The 24,613-nt window shown below is 71.2% G+C and carries 18 protein-coding genes and 1 tRNA gene; 8 read left to right on the forward strand and 11 right to left on the reverse strand.

Features of this window, described 5'->3' with window-relative positions:
• The first annotated feature begins 2 nt into the window (after positions 1 to 2).
• Positions 3 to 479, forward strand: a complete 477-nt coding sequence (locus AB0L33_RS17260) for an arsenate reductase ArsC (RefSeq protein WP_365682173.1) — start codon at positions 3 to 5, stop codon at positions 477 to 479.
• Between the two features lie 15 nt (positions 480 to 494).
• On the opposite strand, the gene AB0L33_RS17265 is transcribed toward AB0L33_RS17260, so the two are convergent.
• The 5 genes from AB0L33_RS17265 to AB0L33_RS17285 all read right to left on the reverse strand — a co-directional run bounded on the left by AB0L33_RS17265 (position 495) and on the right by AB0L33_RS17285 (position 8,904).
• A tRNA-Arg gene (locus AB0L33_RS17265) sits at positions 495 to 567 on the reverse strand.
• Positions 568 to 658: 91 nt separating this feature from the next.
• Positions 659 to 3,922 (reverse strand): type I restriction endonuclease subunit R, encoded by a 3,264-nt coding sequence (locus AB0L33_RS17270; protein WP_365682174.1) that lies wholly within the window; start codon positions 3,920 to 3,922, stop codon positions 659 to 661.
• Complete coding sequence (locus AB0L33_RS17275) at positions 3,919 to 5,130, reverse strand: restriction endonuclease subunit S (RefSeq protein WP_365682176.1); 1,212 nt, start codon at positions 5,128 to 5,130, stop codon at positions 3,919 to 3,921. The genes AB0L33_RS17270 and AB0L33_RS17275 overlap by 4 nt, the downstream gene beginning before the upstream one ends.
• Positions 5,123 to 6,745, reverse strand: a complete 1,623-nt coding sequence (locus AB0L33_RS17280; protein WP_365682178.1) for a class I SAM-dependent DNA methyltransferase — start codon at positions 6,743 to 6,745, stop codon at positions 5,123 to 5,125. The genes AB0L33_RS17275 and AB0L33_RS17280 overlap by 8 nt, the downstream gene beginning before the upstream one ends.
• A gap of 17 nt (positions 6,746 to 6,762) precedes the next feature.
• Complete coding sequence (locus AB0L33_RS17285) at positions 6,763 to 8,904, reverse strand: hypothetical protein (RefSeq protein WP_365682180.1); 2,142 nt, start codon at positions 8,902 to 8,904, stop codon at positions 6,763 to 6,765.
• A 259-nt stretch (positions 8,905 to 9,163) separates the two neighbouring features.
• Here AB0L33_RS17285 and AB0L33_RS17290 point away from each other — a divergent pair, with 259 nt between their 5' ends.
• Positions 9,164 to 11,596: an AAA family ATPase gene (locus AB0L33_RS17290; RefSeq protein WP_365682182.1), complete on the forward strand. Its 2,433-nt coding sequence runs from the start codon at positions 9,164 to 9,166 to the stop codon at positions 11,594 to 11,596.
• Positions 11,593 to 11,988 (forward strand): hypothetical protein, encoded by a 396-nt coding sequence (locus AB0L33_RS17295; RefSeq protein WP_365682184.1) that lies wholly within the window; start codon positions 11,593 to 11,595, stop codon positions 11,986 to 11,988. The genes AB0L33_RS17290 and AB0L33_RS17295 overlap by 4 nt, the downstream gene beginning before the upstream one ends.
• A gap of 21 nt (positions 11,989 to 12,009) precedes the next feature.
• Here AB0L33_RS17295 and AB0L33_RS17300 read toward each other — a convergent pair whose 3' ends face one another.
• Complete coding sequence (locus tag AB0L33_RS17300) at positions 12,010 to 13,290, reverse strand: M6 family metalloprotease domain-containing protein (RefSeq protein WP_365682186.1); 1,281 nt, start codon at positions 13,288 to 13,290, stop codon at positions 12,010 to 12,012.
• A 271-nt stretch (positions 13,291 to 13,561) separates the two neighbouring features.
• On the opposite strand from AB0L33_RS17300, the gene AB0L33_RS17305 reads away from it, so the two are divergent.
• Both AB0L33_RS17305 and AB0L33_RS17310 read left to right on the forward strand, forming a co-directional pair.
• On the forward strand, positions 13,562 to 14,209 hold the full coding sequence (locus AB0L33_RS17305) for a TetR/AcrR family transcriptional regulator (protein ID WP_365682188.1): 648 nt from the start codon (positions 13,562 to 13,564) through the stop codon (positions 14,207 to 14,209).
• A 198-nt stretch (positions 14,210 to 14,407) separates the two neighbouring features.
• Positions 14,408 to 15,940, forward strand: coding sequence for an MFS transporter (locus AB0L33_RS17310; RefSeq protein WP_365682190.1), 1,533 nt, complete (start codon positions 14,408 to 14,410; stop codon positions 15,938 to 15,940).
• An 81-nt stretch (positions 15,941 to 16,021) separates the two neighbouring features.
• Here AB0L33_RS17310 and AB0L33_RS17315 read toward each other — a convergent pair whose 3' ends face one another.
• The gene (locus AB0L33_RS17315) at positions 16,022 to 16,534 is read right to left on the reverse strand and encodes a MarR family transcriptional regulator (RefSeq protein WP_365682192.1); all 513 of its coding nucleotides are present in this window, start codon (positions 16,532 to 16,534) and stop codon (positions 16,022 to 16,024) included.
• 135 nt (positions 16,535 to 16,669) lie between these two features.
• On the opposite strand from AB0L33_RS17315, the gene AB0L33_RS17320 reads away from it, so the two are divergent.
• Positions 16,670 to 17,452, forward strand: a complete 783-nt coding sequence (locus tag AB0L33_RS17320; RefSeq protein ID WP_365682194.1) for a class III extradiol ring-cleavage dioxygenase — start codon at positions 16,670 to 16,672, stop codon at positions 17,450 to 17,452.
• A 6-nt stretch (positions 17,453 to 17,458) separates the two neighbouring features.
• Here the strand turns inward: AB0L33_RS17320 and AB0L33_RS17325 are convergent, their stop codons facing one another.
• A complete protein-coding gene (locus tag AB0L33_RS17325) occupies positions 17,459 to 18,505 on the reverse strand; it encodes a questin oxidase family protein (protein ID WP_365682196.1) in 1,047 nt (348 codons plus the stop codon).
• 376 nt (positions 18,506 to 18,881) lie between these two features.
• Between AB0L33_RS17325 and AB0L33_RS17330 the strand changes: the two genes are divergently transcribed.
• Complete coding sequence (locus AB0L33_RS17330) at positions 18,882 to 19,880, forward strand: sigma-70 family RNA polymerase sigma factor (protein ID WP_365682198.1); 999 nt, start codon at positions 18,882 to 18,884, stop codon at positions 19,878 to 19,880.
• Positions 19,881 to 20,002: 122 nt separating this feature from the next.
• On the opposite strand, the gene AB0L33_RS17335 is transcribed toward AB0L33_RS17330, so the two are convergent.
• Positions 20,003 to 20,971, reverse strand: a complete 969-nt coding sequence (locus AB0L33_RS17335; RefSeq protein ID WP_365682200.1) for a YafY family protein — start codon at positions 20,969 to 20,971, stop codon at positions 20,003 to 20,005.
• 61 nt (positions 20,972 to 21,032) lie between these two features.
• Here AB0L33_RS17335 and AB0L33_RS17340 point away from each other — a divergent pair, with 61 nt between their 5' ends.
• Positions 21,033 to 22,553 (forward strand): MFS transporter, encoded by a 1,521-nt coding sequence (locus AB0L33_RS17340; protein ID WP_365682202.1) that lies wholly within the window; start codon positions 21,033 to 21,035, stop codon positions 22,551 to 22,553.
• 87 nt (positions 22,554 to 22,640) lie between these two features.
• Here AB0L33_RS17340 and AB0L33_RS17345 read toward each other — a convergent pair whose 3' ends face one another.
• Together AB0L33_RS17345 and AB0L33_RS17350 are read right to left on the reverse strand one after the other, a co-directional pair.
• Positions 22,641 to 23,396 (reverse strand): DUF6227 family protein, encoded by a 756-nt coding sequence (locus tag AB0L33_RS17345; RefSeq protein WP_365682203.1) that lies wholly within the window; start codon positions 23,394 to 23,396, stop codon positions 22,641 to 22,643.
• 134 nt (positions 23,397 to 23,530) lie between these two features.
• Positions 23,531 to 24,580 carry a P1 family peptidase gene (locus tag AB0L33_RS17350; protein WP_365682205.1) on the reverse strand — a complete coding sequence of 350 codons (1,050 nt, stop codon included), beginning with the start codon at positions 24,578 to 24,580 and terminating at the stop codon, positions 23,531 to 23,533.
• Between the last annotated feature and the right edge of the window lie 33 nt (positions 24,581 to 24,613).

The raw sequence follows: 24,613 nt of genomic DNA on the forward strand, positions 1-24,613 counted from the left end.
CCATGCCTGAGAGCACCGGCACGAAGCCGTCCGTCCTGTTCGTCTGCGTCCACAACGCCGGCCGCTCCCAGATGGCCGCCGCCTGGCTGACCCACCTGGCCGGGGACCGCGTCGAGGTCCGTTCCGCCGGCTCCGAACCGGGCGACCAGGTCAACCCGGCCGCCGTCGCAGCAATGGCCGAGGCCGGCATCGACATCTCCGCCGAGGTCCCGAAGATCCTCACCGTGGACGCGGTGAAGGAGTCCGACGTGTGCATCACCATGGGCTGCGGCGACACTTGCCCGGTCTTCCCCGGCAAGCGCTACCTGGACTGGAAGCTCGACGACCCGGCCGGCCAAGGCGTCGAAGAGGTCCGCCCGATCCGCGACGAGATCAAGACCCTGGTGGAGGGCCTGATCGCCGAGATCGCCCCGGCCCCCCACCCTTCGTCCACCACGAGCACGAAGGCCCTCCCGCCCGACGGGCGGAAGGGCCTCTGACCTGGTGTTTCTCTGTGCCCCCGGCAGGATTCGAACCTGCGACACCCGCTTTAGGAGAGCGGTGCTCTATCCCCTGAGCTACGAAGGCGTCCGCCGGCGGACCGGCGTACCGCCGTCAGTGTAGCGGGTGGGGGCGTGCGGGCTCGGAGGGTAACCCGCCCGGAGGCTCCGCTCGGGGGTCAGCCGTCCTGGGTGCTGGTCGTGGACCACTCGTTCGCGAAGTGCTCCATCTGCTTCAGCACCAGGTCGATGGCCTCCGGCGTTCCGTCCGGCGGGTAGTTGCGGCGGGCCAGGAGGCGCTTGATGGCGCTGCGGAGGCGGGCGCGGACCGGCTCGCGGGCGATCCAGTCCGGCTTGAGCTTGCTGCGGACCTCCGCGACCAGCTCGCGGGCGATGCCGGCAAGGACCTCGTCACCCATGACCGAGCGGGCCGTGCCGTGGTCGGCGACCGCGTCGTAGAAGGCGAGCTCGCGCCAGTCCAGCGGCGGCTCGAACTTCTCGCCGCGGCGGGCGTCCTCCACGACCTCCTTGGCCATCTCCACGAGCTTGGCGATGAGCTCCGCGCTCGTGCACTGCTGCCGCATGTAGCGGACCATGAGGTCCTGCAGCCGCTCGGAGAACGTCGTGCGCCGGACGATGTTGTGCCGGGTGACCTCGCGCATCTTCTGCTCGATGAGCCGCCGCAGGGCCTCCGCCGCCAGGTGTGGAGTCTCGCTGTTCTGCAGTTTCGCGGCGAGCGCGTCGTTGAGGTGGGTCAGGTCGGCGGTCTCCAGGCCGGCCTCGGCGAGGAGGTCGGTCACCCCACCGGTCTCGACGACCGAGGAGGTGAGCTGCGCCAGGTACAGCTCGACGTCGCGGGCGACGGGAAGACCGCGGGCCTTGCGGTCCTCGGCGTCGTACTTCGCCATGTAGACGCGGACCTCGACGAAGAACTGGATGTCCCGCTTCCAGGCCGGGTCGTCCGGGAACCGGGTGCCGATGTCGGCGGAGCTGCCGCAGAGCGCGTGGAAGCGCTCCAGACGGTGGGCGTGCTCGCGGTAGCGCCGGCCGAGTGTCTGGCGGGGGTCGTCCAGCCGCTCGGGGTTGTTGCCGGGTGTGGCCGGGTCCCTGAGATAGCTGGTGGTCGCCATCGCGGCGTTGATGAACGCCTTCGGGGACGGGACCTCCAGCCGCGACCGCCAGTCGAAGCCGCGCAGGATGTCGTTGAGGATGTCGTACTCGTTGCGCAGCTCGTCCAGCGCCCGGTCGAGGTCCTGCCCGAGCGTGCGGTCCCGCTGGTCGGCGTCCGTGTACTCGGCGATCGCCCGCTGGAGGTTCTCGGTGAGCGGTGCGTACCCGACGAGGAGGCCGTCCTCCTTGCCCCGGAAGCGACGATTGACGCGGGCCAGGGCCTGCATCAGGCCGGCGCCCTTGAGGGGCCGGTCCAGGTACATGGTGTGGACGGGCGGCGCGTCGAAGCCGGTCAGCAGCATGTTGTTGACGATGAGCAGCTGGAGCTCGTCCTCCGGGTCCTTGGCCCGGTTGATGACGGCCTTGCGGCGGCTGTCGCTCAGGGCGTGGGCGAGGAGCCGCTGGGGGTCCTTGCGCGTGTTCGACGAGAAGACGATCTTCATCGCGCCCTTCTCGAAGTCGTCGCTGTGCCACTCGGGCCGCAGCTCGCGCAGGGCGTCGTACACGCCGACGCAGATCTCGCGGGTCGCGCACACGATCATCGCCTTGCCGGGCGCCCCGCCTGCCTGGGAGACGCCGACGAACGGCTGCATGGCCGTACGGCGCGTCTCCCAGTGCTGTACGAGGTCGGCGGAGAGGTCCCGGATGCGGGCGGGTGCGCCGTACATCGCGTTCATCGTGGCGACGGCCTGCTCGACGCGGGTGCGCTCGACGTCGTCGAGGCCGTCCGTGATCCGGTCGGCCTCCTCGTCGATGGTCGTCGGGTCGACGTCCCGGTCCATGACGAGCTGGATGACCCGGCTCTCGTGGAAGACCTTGACCGTCGCCCCGTCGTCGGCGGCCCGCTTGAGGTCGTACACGTCGATGTAGGCGCCGAACACCTCGCGGGTGTCGCGGTCGGCCTCGGAGATCGGCGTACCGGTGAAGGCGAGGAGCGTGGCGTGCGGGAGCGCGTCGCGCAGGTGGCGGGCGTAGCCGTCGAGGCTGTCGTAGTGGCTGCGGTGCGCCTCGTCGACGACGACGACGATGTTGCGGCGGTCGGAGAGGAGCGGGTGGTCCGCGCCGGACTCCTTCTCCTCCTTCGTACGCCCGAACTTCTGCAGCGTCGTGAAGAGGATGCCGCCCACCCGCTTGGCCGCGAGTGCCTCGCGGAGCTCGGCCCGGGTGAGGACCTGCTTCGGCGCCTCCGGGAGGATCTCGCTCTCCAGGAACGTCGAGTACAGCTGGTCGTCGAGGTCGGTGCGGTCCGTGATGACGACGACCGTCGGGTTCAGCAGGGCCGGGTCCTTCATCACCATGGTGGTGGTGAGGACCATCTCCTCCGACTTGCCCGAGCCCTGCGTGTGCCAGACGACGCCGGCCTTGCCGTCGCTCGCGGCCGCGACGCGTACGGCCTCGGTGGCGCGGGTGACGGCGTGGTACTGGTGCGGCTTCGCGATGCGTTTCATCCGCTTCGACGGCACGAAGTTGATGAAGGACTTGATGAGGGCGAGGAACCGGTCCTGGGTGAACAGGCCGTGCAGGGCCAGGTTCTGGCCCGAGTCCCCTATGCCTTCGGCTTCGAGCGGGTCGACGCGCTCGCCGAACTCGTCCGTGTTCCACGGCGCGAAGTGCTCGTACGGCGTGAAGGGCGTGCCGTACTTGGCCGTGATGCCGTCCGAGACGAGGACGACCGCGTTGTACCGGAACGCGGTCGGGAACTCCTCGACGTAGCGGGTGACCTGGGTGTGCGCGTCCTGGAGCGTCGCGTCTTCGTCGCCGGCGCGCTTCAGCTCCAGGACGGCGAGCGGCAGGCCGTTGACGTACAGCACGACGTCGAAGCGCCGGTGCTTCTCGCCGTCGATGACGGTGACCTGGTTGAGGGCGCGGTAGACGTTCCCGTCCGGGTCGTCGAGGTCGACGAGGCGAATGGTCGGGTTGTGTTCGGCGCCGAAGCCGTCGGTGTACGTGACGGACCGGATGCCGGCGGTCAGTTGGCCGTGGGCGGTGCGGTTCTCCTCGTACGTGTCCTGGGAGGACGGCGTCGTCGCGGCGCCGACCGCGTCCCGTACGGCCTCCGGCGGGAGGCCCGGGTTGAGCCGCTCGACCGCGTCGCGGAGGTCCGGGTAGAGGATCAGGTCCTTCCACGACTTCCGGTGGCCGGAACCGGGCGCGAAATCGTTGCCGGGGGCGGGCTCCCAGGTGAGCTCGGCCAGCTCGTCGAGGGCGAGGAGCTCCCAGTCGGACTCGTAGGGTCGGTGGTTCCGGCTTCTGTCGCCGGGGGCGGCGGTCATGCGTGGTCCTCGACAATCTTCTCGGCGTCCCGGACGCGGAGACGGCCGGACATGAGCTGGGGGAGGAGGGCGTCGCGGAGGCTGACGAGGGTGCGGTTCTCATCTGCCACATGCGCAGCAGTCGCGTGCAGAGGGGCAACCTTCTGGGCGAACGCCGCGACCTCCCCTGCGCCAGGCAGCCGGATCCGCATGGCCTTGAAGTTCTTCCGGCTGAGCTCCAGGAAGGTGGAGCCGTTCGCGAGGCTGATCATTTCGTCGACGCGGGAGCGCATCTCGTGGAAAAGCCACCAGCGCATATCGTCGTTCGGTGGCAGCACGACGATGAACCCCTGATTCACCGCCGCAGGAATCTGCGGAAGTGCGAACGAGCCGATCGTGGCTCGGGAGGTCATGAAGATCGAATGCGCGGGGTAGAGCTGAGAGGAGCAGCTTTCGAGGCCGGTCTCTGTAATTCTTCGGCTCGTCTCGAACAGGTACGGGGATGGCAGGGCCGTCACGTCGGACGGAGTGGTCCACGAGATGTCCCCTCCCCAGAATTCTTCGACCTTGGTGCTCGGGGTTCCGCCGCCCATGACTGTGGCGATGGATCCGAAGGTCTCCTCTCCGAATCCAAGGTGGCCTGCGGCGTGCAGGAAGACTGCGTCAGTCATTTCCACAGCTGTGGTGGCGATGCGCTCATTGACGGCGATCTTGTCATCCAGTGCGCGCAGAGCGTCCGCGATACCTCGCTGCTGCGACAGGGTGGGGTGCGGAATCTCAAGCTTCTTGAGATCGCTTCCTCTGATGCCGGCGGCCGCGACCTGGGTGACGATCGTCTCCATGTTCGACCGGCCTTGCGGTGACCGGAAGTAGTAGTAGACAAAACGCGGGTCTGAGAGTCTCTTGTCCAAACGGGCGCGGATCAGGTGACTTTCCCAGGTGCGCGGGCCCGTGCCCGAATCCACGAGTACACACCGGCCCGCTCCCGAATAGACCAGGGACTGGCGCACGAACAGCAGGTCCCCCTCTTCCAGGAGGAACCGATCCTGCTCGCGTTCGGTCAGTGGAACCAATTCGCATTCCTGATCGCGAATCACGTCGTACGCGAACGCTTCTCCCATGTTGACCATCGGGATGCCACTGCCGCGCAGCTTCGAGGGGTAACTGACACCGTTCCGAAGCGGCTCGGCAAGAAGACTGTCCAACGGGACCCGGACCCACTCAGACACCGATGCTCCCCAGCTGCTCCCGTACGGTCTTCTCCAGCTCCGCCGACCGTGCGAACAGCCCGAACAACTCCTCCGTCAATGCCGCGATCCTCGCTGCCACAGCCTCCGCGTTCTCCTCTTCCGCTTCGACGGCACCCACATACCGCCCCGGCGTCAGCACGTATCCGTGCTCCCGCACCGTCTCCAGCCCCGCCGAGAAGCAGAAGCCCGGTACGTCCTCGTACGTCAGCCCCTCGGCCTTCGCGGACTCCGTCCCCCGCCACGCGTGGTAGACGCCCGCGATCTTCGCGAGGTCCGTCTCCGTGAACACGCGCTCCGTACGGTCGGCCATCTCGCCCATGTTCCTGGCGTCGATGAACAGGATCTCCCCGCGCCGGTCCGTCAGGCCCTTCGGCCCCTGCGGGGACTTGTCCTTCGCCAGGAACCACAGGCAGGCCGGGATCTGTGTCGTACGGAACAGCTGGGGCGGCAGCGCCACCATGCACGCCACCAGGTCCGCCTCCACCATCGACTGGCGGATCTCGCCCTCGCCGCTCGACTGGGAGCTCATCGAGCCGTTCGCCAGGACGATGCCGGCCGTCCCGCGCTCACCCAGCTTCGAGACCATGTGCTGGAGCCACGCGTAGTTGGCGTTGTTCTTCGGGGGGACGCCGTACTTCCAGCGGGCGTCGCTCTCGTCCCTGGCCCAGTCCTTGATGTTGAAGGGCGGGTTGGCCATGACGAAGTCGGCCCTGAGGTCGGGGTGCTTGTCGTCGGCGAAGGTGTCGCCCCAGCGGGCGGCCAGGTTGCCGTCGATGCCGTGGATGGCGAGGTTCATCTTCGCGAGGCGCCAGGTGCGCTCGTTGAGCTCCTGACCGAAGACGGAGATGTCGGCCTTGTGGCCCTTGCCCCGGTGGGCCTCGATGAACTTGGCCGCCTGCACGAACATGCCGCCCGAGCCGCACGCCGGGTCGTACACCCGGCCGTGATACGGCTCCAGGATCTCCACGATCAGCCGGACCACCGACTGCGGGGTGTAGAACTCGCCGCCCCGCTTGCCCTCGGCGCGCGCGAAGTTGCCGAGGAAGTACTCGTACACCTCGCCCAGCACGTCCTGCGCCGGCTTGTCCTCCGTGCCGCCGAAACGCGCGTCGCTGATGAGGTCGACGAGTTCGGCCAGGCGCTTCTGGTCGATGGCGTCGCGGTTGAAGATCTTCGGGAGGACGCCGGTCAGGGCGGCGTTCTCCCGCATGACCGCGTCCATCGCGTCGTCGAGGAGCTTGCCCACGCCCTGGCTCTTGGCGTTGGCGGCGATCCACGACCAGCGTGCCGTCTCCGGGACCCAGAAGACGTGGGCGCCGGTGTACTCGTCGCGGTCTTCCAGGAAGTCGCCGATCTGGTCCTCGGAGATGCCGTCCTCGGCGAGTTCCTTGGCCAGCTCGTTACGGCGCTCCTCGAAGGCGTCGGACACGTACTTCAGGAAGATCAGGCCGAGGACGAACTCCTTGTACTGCGCGGCGTCGATGGAGCCGCGCAGCTTGTCGGCGGCCTTCCAGAGGATCGCCTGGATCTCCTTGGGCGTGGAGGCGCTGAACAGCTCCTCCTGCTCGGTGGGCTTCTTCTTGCGCGGAGGCATGAGGCGGGCCGTCTCCTTCAGCTGGCGGTTTCGGGGAAGTTCTGAATGGTCAGGGTGGTGTCGGCCATGCCGGCGGCCGTGATGCGGGCCAGGTCGTCAAGGGCCTCGGTCTGTTGCCGCAGCAGCTCCGCCCGGCGCTCGATCTCGGCGAGCACGGCCTCGTACCGCTCCAGCTCCTCGCGGCCCAGGTCGGGGACGCTCAGGTCCTCGATGCCGCGCGAGGCCCGTACGGCGCCGCTGGTGCGGCCGTGTTCGGAGGCGGCGGCCCGCAGCAGGGCCGCCAAGACCCGGGGGCGCACCGGGGGGTCGGCGTCGGGGTGGACGCGCAGGATGCGGGCGGGAGCGACGACGACCGACAGGCCCTCGGTGTCGACGTGGACGCCGAAGCGCGGACTGGTGGTGACGACGAGGTCGCCCGGCTCGGTGAACTGGACGTGTTCGTACGCCGTGAGGACCAGGCCCCGGTCGATGCGGCGGCTGCCGAAGCGCGCGGCGCCGAGGATCTCCTCCGGGCCGAGCACCGCGTAGTGGCCGTCGGAGGAGAGGTGTTCGGGGGCGATGCGGTGGCCGGGGCGGCGGCGCAGACGGCGGTCCTTGAGGAGTCGGCGGACGGTCGTGCGGCGGACCTGCTGGTCCTCGGGGCGGAGGACCGCTCCGGTCCGCAGAGGGCCGTGGCCACCGGTCCGGTGTGTCGCCCGCTCTTCGAGTTCGGCGAGGTGCCGTTCCACCTCGGCGATGCGGGCCGGGCGTTCCACGACGGCCCGGGTGTACCGGGCCTCGGGGGAGCGGTGCTGCGGGGAGAAGGCCGAGCCCGGCCGATCGTCGAGGTCCTTCGCCCGTACGACGGTCGCGTGGCGGAGCTCGTGACGGCGGTCCCCACGCCATCCCGAAGCCCGCCAGATGGCGATGTCCCCGGCGAGCACGTCGAGGACCGGCTCGGTGAGCGGCTGGGCGGAGTAGTCGGCGAGGAGGACACGGCCCGCGCGTTCGTCCTCGGGAGTGCGGGACAGGACCCAGACGGCGGTGCGGTAGCCGGGGCGATAGGCGAAGGCTCCGTCGGGGAGGCCGACCGCCGCCTTGAGGAGGCCTTTGTCGAGGAAGGAGCGGCGCAGCCGGTCCGCGTCACCGTGCCGGGGCAAGGGGCGGACGAGCGCGTCGGCCGGGCCGAGGACGACGGCCGTCGAGCCGTCGCGGAGGTGGTCGGTGAGGTCCTGGACCCGCTCCAGCACCTCCCGGGCGCTGCGGGTCTCGCCCGCCTCGTACGGGAGCGCGCAGGCAAGCACGTCGGGGTCGCCCCAGTCCTCCGTGGAAAGTGTCTCGCCCTCGGTGACGTCGAGCGAGAACTCGTACACGCCCCGGACGAGCATCCGGCGCCGGACGAGACGGGCGAGCGCCGGGTCGGGCTCGGCCGCGAGGTAGGTGTGGCCGGAGTCCTCGGCCGCCGCCGCGTGCAGGGCGGCGAGCACGTCACCGCTGCGGGCGTACGGGGTGGCGAGGACGGACTCGTCGGGCAGGGTGTCGACGCCGGCCAGCGCCGCGAGGGCGCGGGCCACCGCAGGGGTGGGCTCGTCGGCGGCCAGGTCGTGGGAACCGAGGCGGCGGCGGGCCTCCAGGACCCACTCGAAGGCTTCGGCGGGGGTGTAGGCCGCCTCGGTCAGCTCGTCGGCGAGCGCTCCCAGGGCCGGGCCGAGGCGGTCCGGGTCGGGAACGGTCTGCAACTCTGCGAGGAGGAAGGTGTCCTCCGCGTCGAGGTCGGCGGCCTCAGAGAGGAGATCGTCCCAGGCCTTCTCTCCGACAGGGGCGTCGTGCTGCTGGCGCAGGCAGAGCAGGGCCGTCAGAGCACCTACCAGGTCAGGGGCGGAGAGGCCGGAGGACCGCCAGGCGGAGAGGGTGTGCAGGGCCGCCTCCGCCCGCAGACGACGGGGCTCCGCGTTGCCGCGCCCGGTCCGGACCAGCCAGTCCACGACCTCCCGGGCGTCGAAGAGCGGGCTGCCGCTCTCGCGGGTCACCGGTGCGGGAAAGTCGGAGTGTCGCCGGCTCCAGGTGGTGGGGACGGGCCGCTTCACCTGGGCGAGGGCCGCGATCTCGGCGTAACCGATACGCCAGGACAGCGGGCCGGGCAGGACGGGGAAGCCGTCGACCGGCGCCGGGCTGCTCATCGATCCCCCTCCCCTGGGCTTTCGGGTACGTCCACGGAGCCCCGTGGAATCGCGACCGCCGCTACGGCTCCGTGCAGAGCCATCAGCAACGGATGACAAACCTACCGTCGACGCAGGAGAAGGTCTCCACAGGACCTGATAACCCCGGTTACCAGTTAAGCCAAAAAATTCTGTCGCGTCTGCTCTCTAACGTTCCGTCCTGTCAGCAGGTGGTGCACGACACCGCCCCACCCCAGCCACACCGCGCAGGAGGCCCCTCGTGACCGAGACGGAACAGCACCAGCAGACCGCGCTTCCCCTCGCCGAGACGGTGGCGGCGCGCCTGGCCGAGTCGCCTCTCCCCGAGACCGTCAAGGCCCTCGTCCGCGACGCACTCGGCAGCGACACCGCGGAGACCGGCACCGCCGCCACGTCGTCCGCCGCCTCAGGGCGCGTCTACCTCGGCTCCCTCGCCGTCAACGGCTTCCGCGGCATCGGTCCTCGCGCCCGGCTGAGCCTCAGCCCCCGTCCCGGGGTGAACCTCGTCGTGGGCCGCAACGGTTCCGGCAAGTCCAGCCTCGCCGACGCCATCGAGGCCGGCTTCACCGGCACCCGGGCCCACCGGCCGGGCCAGGACGCCACGCGCGGCGGCCACTGGGCCAACCTCCACAACGCCGATAGCCCCAAGATCGAGCTCAAGCTCGCGGTCGGGGGCGACACCGGCAACAGCACCCTCACCCGCACCTGGTCGAGCGAGGAGTTCGGCAGCTCCGAGGCCACCTTCAAGCGCCCGGGCCACGGCACCGTCCCGCTGGCCGAGGCCGGCTGGGACACGGCCCTCGCCGACCACCGGCCGTTCCTCTCGTACACCGACCTCGACCTCATGCTCAACGGCAAGCCGTCCGAGCGGTACGACGCGATCGCCTCCATCCTCGGCATGGACCTGCTCTCCACCGCGACCAGCCGGCTGAGCGCACGGGAGAAGGCCCTCGCCGCCACCGCGAAGGAGACGAGGGATGCCCTGCCCGGCCTGAAGGACGCCCTCTACGCGCTGGAGGACGACGACCGCGCCGTACAGGCCCTGCTCGCCGTGGACACCCCGGGAGCCCTGGACCTCGACACCATCGACGCGCTCGTCGCCGGTCTCCCCCCGGCCGACGACAGCCGGCTCGCCGCGCTCCAGGCCGAGGCCGGGGCGCAGGGGCCCGACCTGACGGAGGTCGGGGAGGCCATCCGGCGGCTGCGGCTCGCCCTCGCCGATGTGAAGGACCTCCACGGCAGCGACGCCGAGAACGCCCGGCTGCGCGCCGGCCTGCTGGAGAAGGCCCTCGCGCATGCCGACCGGCACCCCGACGACGACGTCTGCCCGGCGTGCGGGACGGAACGGGTTCTCGGGCGGGAGTGGTACGACCACGCCTCCCGGCAGATCGCGGAGCTGCGCCGCGAGGCGAAGACCGCCGAGGACGCGCACGCCGCCGTACGGACGGGCGCGCGGAACCTCCAGAACCTCATCGAGCGTCCCGCGCGGATTCCCGCGGCCCTGGCCGGACCGTGGAAGGCGTGGGCCGACTGCCGGCAGATCCAGGACCCCGCCGAGCTCGCCCGGAGCGCCGAGGAGGCCGCCACGGTCCTTGCCGGCGCCTGTGACGCCGTCAGGACGGAGGCGGTCCGCGAGCTGGAGGAGCGCGACGAGCGGTGGCGCGCGCTCGTCACCCGGCTTGCCGCCTGGGCGGACAAGGCACGTGAGGCCGAACGGGACAAGTCTCTGCGGACCGACCTCGGCAAGGCGGTGAGGTGGCTCAGGAGCCTCGCCACCGAACTGCGGGAGCAGCGCATGGAGCGCTTCACCGACGCCACGCAGGGCATCTGGGAGCGCCTGCGGCAGGAGAGCAACGTCGACCTCACGGCCGTGAGCCTGAAGGGCAGCGAGAAGGCGAACGTCCGCAAGCTCGTCATGGCGGCCTCCGTAGACGGCCAGGACGCCCCGGCGCTCGACGTCATGAGCCAGGGGGAGCTGCACTCCCTCGCGCTCTCCCTCTTCCTGCCGAGGGCCACGACCGCGGACAGCCCGTTCGGCTTCCTCGTCATCGACGACCCCGTGCAGTCGATGGACCCGACCAAGGTGCACGGACTCGCCCAGGTGCTGCACGAGATGGGCCGGCACCGGCAGATCATCGTGTTCACCCACGACCCCCGTCTGCAGAAGGCGTTCACCGACCAGGAACTGCCGGTCACGGTCTTCCAGGTGACGCGGCGCGAGGGGTCCCGGGTGAAGGTCGCCCGCGTCGACGACCCGGTCGCGCAGGCCATCGGCGACGCCCGGGCCATCGCCGCCACCCCGGGCCTTCCCGCCGAGACGTACAGCCACGTGCTGCCCGGCCTCTGCCGCATCGCCCTGGAGAACGCCTTCCTGGAGGCCGCGTGGATCCGTCACCACCGCACCGGTGGATCGGAACACGACCTCCAGGCCGCGATCGACAGCGCGGAGAGGTTCCAGGAGGTCGCGGCCTTCGCCCTCTTCGGCGACGTGAGGCGCGGTGGCGACGTCAAGGAGGAGGTGCGCCGCCGCTACGGGAGCCCGGCATGTTCCCTGATCCAGCGGTGCCAGAAGGGAGCCCATCCCGACGGCGCCTCGATTCCCGACCGCCACCGCTTCGTCACGGACGTCGAGGACCTGGCGCGGAAGATCCGCAAGCCGGAGGTGACCGCATGACCACCGCCTCTCCCGTTTCCGTCGAAGGTCTGCTGCTGACCGCCGATCGCCTCCTCCACGGTGGACCCGCCGAGGCCACCACCGCCGGCCGGCACCGCGGCGTCTGCCTCGCGCTGCGGACCGCGCTGGAGATCCGCGTCGACCGGGTGCTGGAAGCCGCGACGCCCGGGCTGTCCCGCACCACGGGGCGTGCCAAGCTGCTCCTCCTGCACTCCGTCGTGCCGGTGGAGACGGCACGACGGGCGAAGGCCCTCTGGTCCCAGCTGAGTCTGGGGTGCCACTACCACCTGTACGAGCTCGGACCCACGTACGACCAGGTACGGGCCTGGCGGACCGAGGCCGACGAACTCGTCCGGGAACTGAGCTTTCGCGTGGACGGCAGCAGCCGCTGACCGCCCCCCCCGGGACGCCCCCTACGACCGCGTCACCTGCACCCGGTAGTCCCCCTTCCCGTCCTTCTCCAGCACCGAGATCCGTATCCCGTTCGTCCGGTCCGTGAAGGTGTCGCCCGGCTGGTACGGGGCGTCCGAGAGCTCGGCGTGGACGTTGGGGAGGCGGGTGCAGCCGGGGCTGTTCTTGGTGCTGTCGGTGACCGAGATGGGGCCCTGGCCCGTGTCCACGTCGGAGCTGACCTTGTAGATGAGGACGCCGGGGCGGCAGACCGCCTGGTCGTTGCCCGCCTGGGTGCGGACCTCCACCGCGTAGCCGGACTCCGCGGTCAGGGGGACGAAGGCCAGCTTCATGCCGCCCCGCGTGGCCAGGGGCTCCAGGACGTGGTCCGTGGTGCCGGGGCGGGCGGCGCAGCTCACCTGGTCGTTGTCCAGCCAGCCGAGCTTCCACTTGTGCCAGCCGAGCAGGTCGTTGTTGGCGCCCCAGTCCTCGGACATGATGTCCCAGTGCCCGACCGAGCCGCCGCCCTCCATCGTGTAGAGGTCGGGCAGCCCGAAGACGTGGCCGTTCTCGTGGGGCAGGACCCGGTAGCCGGTCTGGGCGTAGGAGCCGGAGCCGTCGTCCTGGCGGCTGTAGACGAATGACGTGTTGGACAGCGGCACCCCGTCCGCGACCGGGGCCTCGTCGTTGCCCGAGAAGGTCACCGAGAGCACGGTGTCCAGGGCGGACGGCCCGGCGTTCGGGGTGACCAGGATGTTGACCAGGTCGTACTCGTCGAAGTCCACCCGCGGGTCCGCGGCCGCCACGATGTCCTGCACCAGGTGGCGGTAGCCCGGTTCGTACGGGGAGCCCCGCTCGATTCCGTACTCCTCGAAGGGCAGCGGCATCCGCAGCCAGGAGCGGATCGGGGCCTCCGGTATGTAGGTGAGCCGCCCGTAGGAGCTCGTCCGGAACCAGTCGGTGGTCTGCGGGAAGAACTCCGCCAGCCGGTCCATGGCCGGCTCGGTGCCCTCGGCGTCCGGGAAGTCGATCATCAGGTTCAGCGCGCGGACGCGGCCGGTGGAGCGCGCGTAGCCGGGCTGCGTCGGCATGCCCTCCGACATCTGTACGCCCATGGCCGACGCGATCCGGCAGGGGCCGAGCCCGGTGGCCAGGGGGGCCGTCGCGGCGGGGCCGGCCGACGCGGGGCTCTGGAGGGGGAGCGTGCTGCTCGCGGTCGCCAGGGCCGCGATGACCAGGGCCGTCGCAGCGCCCAGGGCGACCGGGCGGCGGTGCTTGCGTATCCGGTGGCGGGGCTGCTGCATCGAGGCGCCTTCCGGTCCGCGGCAGCCGGCCGACCCCGGCTGCCCTCTGCCGTCAGCCTGTTCCGGGTGATCGCGGGCCGCTCGTTGGGTGCGCCGTTCGGCTGGTTTCCCGGCGATGGGGTGTGCGTGACGCAGGTCACAAAGTCGCGGGAAATAACCGGGGAGGGTTTCCCCGTTTGAACCCGTGTCCCCGCGAAACGGGGAAGCGGTCCCCGGTTGTTTCCCCGGCCGGAACCGCGCAGGGAAGAACCGGAAGACAAGGAGCACCGCCGTGGCCACCACCGCACCCGCGCAGCCCCGTACGCCGAGGCCGAGGGCCGACGCGCTGCGCAACCGGGAGCGGATCGTGACCGCCGCGCGCGAGATGTTCGTGGAGTTCGGGCCCGACGTGCCCCTCGACGAGGTCGCCCGCCGCGCCGGCGTCGGCAACGCGACGCTCTACCGGAACTTCCCCGACCGGGCCGCCCTCATCCACGAGGTCGTGCTCGCGGTCACCTCCCGTACCACCGACCGCGCCGAAGAGGCCGCCGCCGAAGAAGCGGACCCCTTCGCCGCGCTCACCCGCTTCGTCCACGCGGCCGCCGACGAACGCATCGGGGCCCTGTGCCCCATGCTCTCCGGCGGCTTCGACAAGGACCACCCCGAACTGCTCGCCGAGCGCCGGCGCCTCGAAGAGGCCGTCGAAGGGCTCGTCGCGCGCGCCATGTCCGCGGGGCGCCTGCGCACCGACATCGCCGTCGGTGACGTGCTGGTCGCCCTCTCCCAGCTCACCCGGCCGCTGCCGGGCATCGCCTGCCCGAACATCGACCGGTTCACCCACCGCCACATCCAGCTGTTCCTGGACGGACTGGAGGCCCCGGCCCGCTCCGTACTCCCCGGAACGGCGGCGACCTTGGAGGACCTGCGGCGCCGCACGTGACGTGATCCGCGCCCGCCCTTTCCCCCTTATCTGAAGCCCGACGCCTTACTCAGACGCCCGACGACTCACTCCAGAGCCCGACGACTCACCGAAGCCCGGCGCCTCCCCGCCGGACCTGTCCTCAGCCGTGCCCGCGACCAGCGGAACGCACGGTTCGCGATCTCTCGCGCCCTCACGCGCTCCTAGGTGGCTGTTTCCATGTCAAAAACTCCTGATCTCCGACTCCCCGACCCCAGTCGCTGGAAGGCTTTGGCCTTCATCGCGCTGGCGCAGCTGATGGTGGTGCTCGACGCCACCATCGTGAACATCGCGCTGCCGCACGCCCAGACCGCGCTCGGCATCACCGACGCCAACAAGCAGTGGGTCATCACCGCTTATGCCCTCGCCTTCGGCGGGCTGCTGCTCTTCGGCGGGCGCATCGCCGACCTCTGGGGCCGCAAGCGCACCTTCGTGGTCGGCCTGATCGGCTTCGCGCTGGCCTCCGCGCTCGGCGGCGCGGCGCAGAACCAGGGCATGCTGTTCGGCTCCCGCGCCCTCCAGGGCGTCTTCGGCGCGCTGCTGGCGCCGGCCGCGCTCTCGCTGCTCGCGGTGATGTTCACCGACGCCAAGGAGCGCGCCAAGGCGTTCGGTATATACGGGGCGATCGCCGGTGGCGGTGGCGCCGTCGGCCTGATCCTCGGCGGTTTCCTGACCCAGACGCTGAACTGGCGCTGGACGTTCTTCGTCAACATCCCCTTCGCGATCGTCGCCGCGGCCGGTGCGTACTTCGTCATCCGCGAGCCCGCGGGCAGCCGCAACCGCTCGCCGCTCGACATCCCGGGCGTGGTCCTGTCCGCACTGGGTCTGGTCTCGCTGGTGTACGGCTTCACCCGTGCCGAGTCCGCGGGCTGGTCGGACGCGCTGACCGTCGGCTCGTTCGTCGCCTCCGCCGTGCTGCTGCTGGCCTTCGTCCTCACCGAGGCCAAGGTCAAGTCGCCGCTGCTCCCGCTGCGCGTCGTGATGGACCGCAACCGCGGTGGCGTCTACCTCTCCCTGGGCCTGGCCGTCATCGCGATGTTCGGCCTGTTCCTCTTCCTCACGTACTACCTCCAGGTCGTGAAGGGCTACTCGCCGATCAAGACCGGCTTCGCCTTCATGCCGATGATCGCGGGCATGATCACCGGCTCCACGCAGATCGGCGCCCGGCTGATGACCCGGGTCCCGGCCCGCACGCTGATGGGCCCCGGCTTCCTGGTCGCCGCCGTCGGCATGCTGCTGCTCACCCAGCTGGACGTCGACTCCTCCTACGCGGCGGTCATCCTGCCCGGCCAGCTGCTGCTGGGTCTGGGCATGGGTACGGCGTTCATGCCGGCCATGTCGCTGGCCACGCACGGCGTCGAACCGCGTGACGCGGGTGTCGCCTCGGCGATGGTCAACACCTCGCAGCAGGTCGGCGGTGCGATCGGTACGGCCCTGCTGAACACGATCGCCGCCTCGGCCGCCACGGCGTACGCCACCTCGCACGCCGCGCTCGGCGCCAGGAACCCGGAGCTGCTGAAGCTCCAGTCGATGGTGCACGGCTTCACCGGTGCCATCTGGTGGGCCGTCGGCATCCTGGTGGTGGCCGCCGCCATCGCGCTGACCTTCGTCAACGCCGGCCGTCCGAACCCCGCGGCGAGCTCCGGAGGCGCCGCTTCCGGTGACGCGGAGGGCGTCGAGGACGAGATCAGGGTCCCGGTCGTCGCCCACTGACCCCGGCCGCCCGCGCGGATACGTTTCTGCCCCGGTTCCCTCGTACGGAGGAACCGGGGCAGAGGCGTGCCACGGCGTGATTCAGCGCAGCCAGGGGAGGTCGGCGTCCGCGCCCTCCGGCTGCAGCCCGGCCGCCAGGACCTGCATGATCTCGCCCAGCGAGCGCACCTGGTCGGGCGTGAGGCGGTCGAACATGGCCTGGCGGACGGCCTTCACGTGGCCGGGGGCGGAGCGGCGCAGCATCGCGTGGCCCTCGTCGGTCAGGACGGCGTTCTGGCCGCGCTTGTCGGAGGGGCACTCCTCGCGGCGCACCCAGCCGCTCTTCTCCAGCCGGGCGACCGCGTGGGAGAGGCGGGAGCGGGTGATCTTGGCGTTCCTGGCCAGTTCGGTCATCCGCATGCGGTGCCGGGGCGCCTGCGAGAGCTGGACGAGCAGGCCGTAGTAGATGTGCGGCATGCCGGCATCGGCCTGCAACTGGCGGTCGAGGTGATCCTCCAGAAGCGTGGTGGCGTGCAGATACGCGCGCCAGACGCATTGTTCTTCGTCGGTGAGCCAGAGCGGCCCACCGGTTGATGCCGTGGTCATGTACTCCACTGTACGACCTTTTCTTGAAAGTTGAACTAGATAGAGCTAAGGTCTCTGAAGGTAGGAGCTTGAAGATTAAAGAACCCTTCCTGCCGAAGCCCGCTACAGAAGACTTACCTTGAGTAGCCGCAGTTGGGGAGTGTCATGACCATCACCTCGGAGCGCATGCCCGCCCTCTACCTCTCCCACGGAGCCCCGCCGCTCGCCGACGACCCCGTCTGGCCCGGCGAACTGGCCGCCTGGTCGGCAGAACTGCCGCGCCCCACCGCGATCCTCATGGTGTCCGCGCACTGGGAAGAGGCCCCGCTCGCACTCGGCGCCACCGAGACGCTGCCGCTCGTCTACGACTTCTGGGGCTTCCCCGAGCACTACTACCAGGTCCGCTACGCCGCCCCCGGCGCCCCGCAGCTCGCCGCGAGCGTCCGCAAACTGCTGCGCGGCGCCGGTACACCGGTCCAGGACATCCCGGACCGCGGCCTCGACCACGGCGCGTACGTCCCGCTGGTCGAGATGTTCCCGGACGCCGACATTCCGGTGCTCCAGATCTCCCTGCCCACCCTCGACCCGCAGAAGCTCATGGACATCGGGCGCAAGCTGGCGCCGCTGCGCGACGAGGGCGTCCTGATCATCGGCAGCGGCTTCTTCACGCACAACCTCGCCGCCCTGCGGCACACCGGCGGCGGCGTCCCCGGCTGGTCGGCGGAGTTCGACGACTGGGGAAACCGCGCACTGCAGGCGCAGGACATCGACGCCCTCCTGGACTTCGAGCACAAGTCCCCGGCGGGCCGCCTGGCACACCCGCGCACCGAGCACTTCGCCCCGCTCTTCGTCACCCTCGGCGCCGCCGAGCAGGAACTCGGCCGGGGGCGCAGCGTGATCGACGGCTTCTGGATGGGGCTGGCGAAGCGCTCGGTGCAGTACGGATGAGGGCTGTCAGAGCACCGGCGGGTTCAGCTCCACCGAGCGCAGCGCCGCCGCCAGGGCCATCGGGTCGCCCACGTCCAGCGCCGTGTCCGTGAACTTGATGGTGTGGTCGTCGCCGTGCGCCGCCGCCCGCGCGAACACCTCGTCGGCCGTGAGCGACGCCCCGTACCCGGCCGGGAGCTCGGCGGCCGCGGCGGGGGAGTACGCGGCGGTCACCGCCGCGCTAGCCGCCCACGCCGCCCCCGCGCTCGGCGCCCACAGCTCGCGCGGCAGCGCCGGCAGCGTCCGCAGTACGGCGTTGGGCGCGGTCGCCGCGTGCACCAGCATCACCGGCGAACCGTGCCCGTACCCCGCATAGCGGTGGACCGCGGCCCCCACCAGCTCCTCAAGAGCGGCGCGCGCCTCGTCCGCACCGGACGCCGCCGCGCCCTGCCACTGCGGGAACCCCGTGAGCTGGGCCAGCCGGGCCCGGATGCCGCCGCTCTGGTCGGGCACCCGGTCCACGGCGTCCAGGGCCGCGCCGGCGGTCCGGACCGGAGCGAGCGGGGTGAGCGCGGGCAGCGGCTGGTGGCGGGCGGCCCAGTAGCCCAGCGCATGGGCCAGCTCCCTGACCCGGGGCCCGGTCTCCTCCGTCGTCAGCAGGGTGCGCACGCCGTGGCCGACCCGGATCACCGGGTGCGTGGCGCCGCCCGCGATGCCCGGGAGCAGCCGGGGCCACCACTCGGCGAGCACGTCGCGCCAGGGGCGGCCGGCGGTCTCCCGCTCGAAGTACACCGCCCAGTCGGCGATGCGGCGGGGGTCGCCCAGGGCCTCCTGCCAGTTCGCCGGGGTGATCTCGGCGAAACGGTCCGGCATGTCCTCCAGCTTCGCCCGGTAGTGGTCGAGCCAGCGGTGCACGCCGGCCGCCTGGCCGTTGCGGACCAGGGCCTCCACGGCCATGGGCGCGTGATTGGACAGCCAGCCGTCGCGCTCCGGGCCGGAGGAGTGCAGGCGCTCCAGGGCCTCGTCGAGGGTGCCGGTGGTGTCGGGTGCGGTGCGGTGCGTCGTCTCGTTCATGACAGCGACGCTAGGCACCCCGTGCACGCCCGGTAACGGACTGCGGTCCCAAGGTCCCCGGCATGGGGCCTAGGACTCCGGACCGGGGCCCGCGCGCCCCGGGACCGGGACGGAGGTCCGGGCAACCGGCGACCCGTACCCGGCGTCTTCCGGGGTACGGGGATGCCGAGGGCCCCGGAGCGACCCGGGCGCCCGTCCTGACCTGCACGGACGTGCCCGGCCGCGGCATGCTCCCGTTCCGGTGGCGGAACAGGGTACTGCATGATCGCGAAATTGAACGCCAGGCATGGGAATTCTGTCCGGATTCCAGTCGTTGTTTCCATCGGATGCAGGGCACCCGAGAGGGTGTCGCGACCTACTCAGCAAGGGAGCACGCATGGCAACCCGTGCCGTCGCCCGTCGTTCGTCCGCCACCGGCGGGACCAACCGGGCGAGCAGTGTTCGCGCCGTGGGCGGAGAGATCGCCGATCGCGACCTGGTCGGCATGTACCTGGACGAGATAGCGCGCACACCGCTGCTCGACGCCGCCAAGGAAGTCGACCTCTCGCAGGCGGTCGAGGCCGGTGTCTACGCACACCAGATCCTCGACGGACAGGTGGAGAGCGACGCGGGCGGCGCCTCGCGCGAGGAGCTGGAAGCGCTGGTCGCCGAGGGCGAGCGCGCCAAGGACATATTCATCCGTTCCAACCTCCGTCTCGTCGTCGCCGTCGCCCGCCGCTACCCGCGGGCCGGGCTCCCCCTGCTCGACCTGATCCAGGAGGGCAACGCGGGCCTGGTGCGCGCGGTCGAGAAGTTCGACTACGCCAAGGGCTTCAAGTTCTCCACGTACGCCACGTGGTGGATCCGCCAGGCCATCACGCGCTCCATAGCGGACCAGTCGCGCACGATCCGGCTCCCCGTCCACCTGGTGGAGGAGCTGGGCCGCATCCGCCGGGTGCAGCGCGAGTTCAACCGGGAGAACGGCCGCGACCCGGAACACGCCGAGATCGCCGCCGAGCTGGGCTCGACGCCGGAGCGCGTCGGCGACGTCCTCGACTGGGCCCGCGACCCCGTCAGCCTCAACATGTCCGTGGACGACGAGGGCGACACACAGTTCGGCGACCTCCTGGAGGACACCTCCGCCGTCTCGCCCGAGCAGTCCGTGCTCACGCTGCTGCGCAGCGAGGAGCTGGAGGAGCTGATCGGCAAGCTGGACAACCGCACCGCGTCGATCATCCGCATGCGGTACGGAATCGAGGACGGCCGCGAGCGCACGCTCACCGAGGTCGGCAAGGAGCACGGCCTCACCCGCGAGCGCATCCGCCAGATCGAGAAGCACGCGCTCCTCGAATTGAAGCGAATGGCTCACGACACGGGCTTTGACGCTGCGGCCTGAGCCCGAGTCCAGTAACCTCCGAATTGGGCCGCTTCACCAGGCCCCCTGAGCTGAGTCCCGGCGCCCACCCCCCCCTGGCGCCGGGGCTCATCCTTTTCCCGGCCCCCTTCGGGCGCGTGGCCTCACGCTCCGCCGGACCCCGCGCGGCTGAGCCGGCCACCCAGCTCCGACACGTACGCCACCAGCTCCGGCGGCCGGTGCACGGTGAACTCGCAGTCCACCATCGCCAGCCGCACCGCCAGCCACTCCAGCTGGTCCCGCAGCACCGCCCGCAGCCGGCAGCCGCCCTCGCCCTCAGGCTCCAGCGGACCGATCCGGCCGTGCAGCCGCGACGCGACGAACTCCGGCGGCGCCGCGAAGCTCACCTCCACCTCGATCTCCGGCTGCCGCCGCGCCATCGAACTGGACAGGAACTCCGCCGCGTCCCCCTCCGGCAGCTCCCTCGGCGTGAACCGGGCGCCGGTCGCGAACGGCTCGCTCACCCGGTCGACGCGGAAGGTGCGCCACGCCTCGCGCCCCAGGTCGTACGCCACCAGATACCAGCGCCACCCGGTGCTCACCAGCCGGTACGGCTCGACCTGCCGCCGCGACTCCGCGCCGTCGCCCGCCCGGTACGCGAAGCGCAGCCGCTCCTTGCCGGTGACCGCCGACGCCATCACGGTCAGCGTCTGCGGATCGATCGTCGAACCGTCGCCCCTGGCCAGCGGGACCGTCGCGTTCTGGAGGGTGGACACCCGGTGGCGCAGCCGCGACGGCAACACCTGCTCCAGCTTGGCCAGCGCCCGTACCGACGCCTCGTCCACACCCTCGATGGCATGGCCGGCACCGGCCCGCAGGCCGACCGCGATGGCGACCGCCTCCTCGTCGTCCAGAAGCAGCGGCGGCATGGCGGTGCCCGCCACGAGCCGGTAGCCGCCGACCGAACCGCGCGACGCCTCGACCGGATAGCCCAGGTCGCGCAGGCGGTCGATGTCGCGGCGGATCGTGCGCGGGCTCACGTCGAGGCGCTCGGCGAGCTCGCTGCCCGGCCACTCGCGCGGCGTCTGGAGCAGCGACAGCAGATTCAGGAGTCGTGCCGGGGTATCCGTCATGCCTCCAGGATGCGCGCCCATTGGGTCATGACCTGTCCTATTGGCTGTTTAGGTTCTTCCCATGACTTCCTCCGCACCACTGCCGTCTCCCGCGGCACCCTCGGACCGACGCCGATGGTTCGCCCTGGCCATCGTGATGACCGCGGCCTTCATGGACCTCGTCGACGTCACGATCGTCAACATCGCCATTCCCAGCATCGAGCGGGACACCGGCGCCTCGTTCAGCTCCGTCCAGTGGATCGTCGCCGGATACGCCCTGGCCTTCGCGGCCGGACTCATCACCGGCGGCCGGCTCGGTGACATCTATGGCCGCAAGCGGCTCTTCCTCATCGGCATAGGGGGCTTCACCCTCGCCTCCGCGCTCTGCGGCTTCGCCGCCAACCCGGAGATGCTGGTCGCCTCCCGCTTCCTCCAGGGCGCCACGGCGGCCCTCATGGTGCCGCAGGTGCTGTCGATCGTGCACGCCACCTTCCCCGCGCACGAGCGCGGCAAGGTCTTCGGCCTGTTCGGCGCGATCGTCGGCCTGGGCGCGGTCTCCGGCCCGCTGCTCGGCGCGCTGCTCACCGAGTGGAACATCGCCGGTCTCGAATGGCGCCCGATCTTCCTGATCAACCTCCCGGTCGGCATCCTCGGCCTGGTCCTGGGCAGCAAGTTCATCACCGAGTCCAAGTCGCCCAGGGCGCTGCGCCTCGACCTGACCGGCGTCGTGCTCGTCACGCTCGGCATGCTGATGCTGATCTACCCGCTGACCCGGGGCCGGGAGCTGGGCTGGCCGCTGTGGGGCCACCTGTCGATGGCCGGCAGCGTCCTCGTCTTCCTCGTCCTCGTGCTGTTCGAGCGCGCCAAGGCCGGCCGGGACGGATCGCCGCTCATCGAGCTGTCGCTGTTCCGGGTGCGGAGCTTCGCCGCCGGGATCGCCGTGCAGCTGACCTTCGGCATCGGGCTCGGCATCTTCTTCCTGGTCTGGACGCTGTACATGCAGATGGGCCTCGGTTGGAGCGCGCTGCGGGCCGGGCTGACCGGTGTCCCGTTCTCCGTCTCCGTTTCGGTGGCCGCCGGTCTCTCCGTACAGAAGCTGGTGCCCCGCTTCGGCCGCAAGGTCCTCCAGACGGGCGCCCTGCTCATGGCGGCCGGGCTGCTGCTCTACATCTGGGAGTCGGACCACTACGGCATGGACATCACGTCCTGGCAGATGGCGCTGCCCCTGGTCGTCATGGGCGTCGGCATGGGCCTGATCGTGGCGCCGCTGGCCGACGCGGTGCTGTCCGAGGTGCCGAAGGAGCACTCCGGTTCGGCGTCCGGCCTGTTCAACACCGTGCAGCAGATGGGGAACGCGCTGGGCCTCGGGCTGGTCTCGGTCGTCTTCTACGGGGCGATCGGTGACCGCCTCACCCCGGAGCAGGTGGGCCCGGCGTTCGCCAACGCCTTCGAGCAGTCGCTGTGGTGGGTGGCCGGTGTGCTGCTGCTGATCTTCGTCGTGATGTTCGCCCTGCCGGCCAGGCCGAAGCAGCACGTCGAGGGCGCGGCGGAGGACGAGCCCGCCACGACGGAGCCCGCCAAGGAGCCGGTGCTCACGCACTGAGCGACGGCGTACGAAGCGGAGCCACCGGTGCCCGCGTCCCCCCGAGGGACGTGGGCACCGCGGCTTCTCCACGCGGCGGGCGGCCCGTCAGCAGATGCGCGTACGGGCTTCCATCGCGCAGCGCGCCGTCGCCTCGTCGCCGTACACCTCGCACATGTGGCGGCCGTCCGGCGTCGCCGTGTGCTCGACCTCCCACAGGCTCGTCTCACTGCCGTCGAGGAGCAGGAACGCGTGCTCGTACAGCGTGAAACCGGCGTCCCGGCCCTCCACGCGGCACTGGCGGCCGAAGACCTGTGTGATGTGGTGCGCGAAGGCGGCCCGGAGCAGACGGGCGGTCTCCTCGCCGGGCACGTCCCCGTTCTCCGCGCGGCGCAGCACCCGGCGGGCGTGGTCCGCGGAGTTGTCCGGCGCGTACATCCGGGGGTGAGGGGCCGGGGGCGCGGCCAGCAGCGCCGACATGAGCTCCAGGTCGGCCCGGGTCCCCTCGTCGTCGCAGAAGTCGGGGAGGTCCCACAGACTGCCGGTCAGCCGGGCGGCGGCGATGTGGGCATCGGCCTCGTCGTCGTACAGCTCGTGCTGCCGGGTGTCGGGATGGCCGTCCCCGCGCGGACCGCTGTGCACCAGCTCCCACAGGGTCAGCGCGGAGCCGTCGCTCAGCAGATACGCATGGCGGTAGGTCTCGCGGTGCAGGGTGGCGCTGTGGTGCGAGGAGTACAGGGAGCTGCTGTGGGCCAGCGCGGAGCCCAGCCGCTCCACCGTGCTGTCGGGGAGGTCGAACGAATTGAGAGCCCGACGCAGGATTCGCTCGCAGTGCTGCTCGGTCGTCTCGTACGGATCGCTCAAGGTGCTGTCTCCAGGCCGTCGCCGCGTGTGACTTGGTGCGTGCATAACGTAGCCCCTGGGGCTGACATCGGAACCGGGGTTCAGAAAAACGCACGGGGCGCACGGAAGGTTCCACGCACGCGCCCCGGACCTCCTCACGCGGGCGGCACCGGCCCGTAGAGGTCGCCGTACGAGAGGAAGGGGCCCCCGCCGTCGCGGCCCTCGACGCCCTTCGCGGCCCGGACCGCCTTCACGATGGCCCGGGTCACCGCGTCCGCCGCCGCCGCGAGCAGCGGGTTGAGCGCGACCGGATCCCGCGCGTCCAGGTCCCGCCGGCCGGTGGCGAGCGCGAACACCGTGTCCCCGTCGGTCATCAGGTGCACGGGCCGGATGGCGCGCGCCAGCCCGTCGTGCGCGGTGCCCGCCAGCTTCTGCGCCTGGGCGCGGGTGAGCGCGGCGTCGGTGGCGACGACCGCGAGCGTGGTGTTGAGCGGGGGCCGCGCATCCGTGCCGCGCGCCTCCGCCAGGCGCCGTACCGCCGCCGCGTGGACCCCGTCCGGCGGGGCGACGGCCGGCTCCACGCCGCCGTACTCCCCGAACAGCACGCCCGTGCGGGGATCGAGCACCGAGCCCGCCGCGTTGACCACGACGAGCGCGCCGACGGTGAGCCCGGACGGCAGCAGGACGCTCGCGGTCCCCACCCCGCCCTTGAGCTGCCCGGCCACCGCCCCGGTGCCCGCGCCGACGCACCCCTCGGCGACCGCCGCGCCCTCCGCCGCCCGGGCGGCGTCCTCCACGGCCGCCCGGCCGGTCGCCGCGTCCGGCCTGGCCCGCCAGTCGCCGCCCCGCCCCAGGTCGAACACGCAGGCCGCCGGGACCACGGGGACCACCTGGGCCGGATCGGCGCCCACCCGCACCCCGCGCCCCCGCTCCTCCAGCCAGGCCATCACCCCGGACGCCGCGTCGAGCCCGTACGCGCTGCCGCCGGTGAGCACGACCGCGTCGATGCGCTGGACCAGATTGCGCGGGTCCAGCGCGTCCGTCTCCCGCGTCCCCGGTCCGCCGCCGCGCACATCGACCGCGGCGACCACCCCGCCCTCGGGCGCGAGCACCACGGTGACCCCCGTGAGAGCGCCCTTCCCGGGGACTTGAGCGTGCCCGACGCGCAGCCCGGCGACATCGGTGAGGGCGTCCTGACGGGTCATGAGGGCTCCTTCGGGCGAGGGCGGAGGGACGGC

Origin of the sequence: Streptomyces sp. NPDC052299, from assembly GCF_040679335.1 — a bacterium.
Lineage (GTDB): Bacteria > Actinomycetota > Actinomycetes > Streptomycetales > Streptomycetaceae > Streptomyces.

Bases quoted from the DNA above. Each gene is read 5' to 3' on its own strand.
- AB0L33_RS17260 (WP_365682173.1), top strand. From the start codon at position 3: ATGCCTGAGAGCACCGGCACGAAGCCGTCCGTCCTGTTCGTCTGCGTC.
- AB0L33_RS17270 (WP_365682174.1), bottom strand. From the start codon at position 3,922: ATGACCGCCGCCCCCGGCGACAGAAGCCGGAACCACCGACCCTACGAG.
- AB0L33_RS17280 (WP_365682178.1), bottom strand. From the start codon at position 6,745: ATGCCTCCGCGCAAGAAGAAGCCCACCGAGCAGGAGGAGCTGTTCAGC.
- AB0L33_RS17285 (WP_365682180.1), bottom strand. From the start codon at position 8,904: ATGAGCAGCCCGGCGCCGGTCGACGGCTTCCCCGTCCTGCCCGGCCCG.
- AB0L33_RS17295 (WP_365682184.1), top strand. From the start codon at position 11,593: ATGACCACCGCCTCTCCCGTTTCCGTCGAAGGTCTGCTGCTGACCGCC.
- AB0L33_RS17300 (WP_365682186.1), bottom strand. From the start codon at position 13,290: ATGCAGCAGCCCCGCCACCGGATACGCAAGCACCGCCGCCCGGTCGCC.
- AB0L33_RS17310 (WP_365682190.1), top strand. From the start codon at position 14,408: ATGTCAAAAACTCCTGATCTCCGACTCCCCGACCCCAGTCGCTGGAAG.
- AB0L33_RS17320 (WP_365682194.1), top strand. From the start codon at position 16,670: ATGACCATCACCTCGGAGCGCATGCCCGCCCTCTACCTCTCCCACGGA.
- AB0L33_RS17325 (WP_365682196.1), bottom strand. From the start codon at position 18,505: ATGAACGAGACGACGCACCGCACCGCACCCGACACCACCGGCACCCTC.
- AB0L33_RS17330 (WP_365682198.1), top strand. From the start codon at position 18,882: ATGGCAACCCGTGCCGTCGCCCGTCGTTCGTCCGCCACCGGCGGGACC.
- AB0L33_RS17335 (WP_365682200.1), bottom strand. From the start codon at position 20,971: ATGACGGATACCCCGGCACGACTCCTGAATCTGCTGTCGCTGCTCCAG.
- AB0L33_RS17340 (WP_365682202.1), top strand. From the start codon at position 21,033: ATGACTTCCTCCGCACCACTGCCGTCTCCCGCGGCACCCTCGGACCGA.
- AB0L33_RS17350 (WP_365682205.1), bottom strand. From the start codon at position 24,580: ATGACCCGTCAGGACGCCCTCACCGATGTCGCCGGGCTGCGCGTCGGG.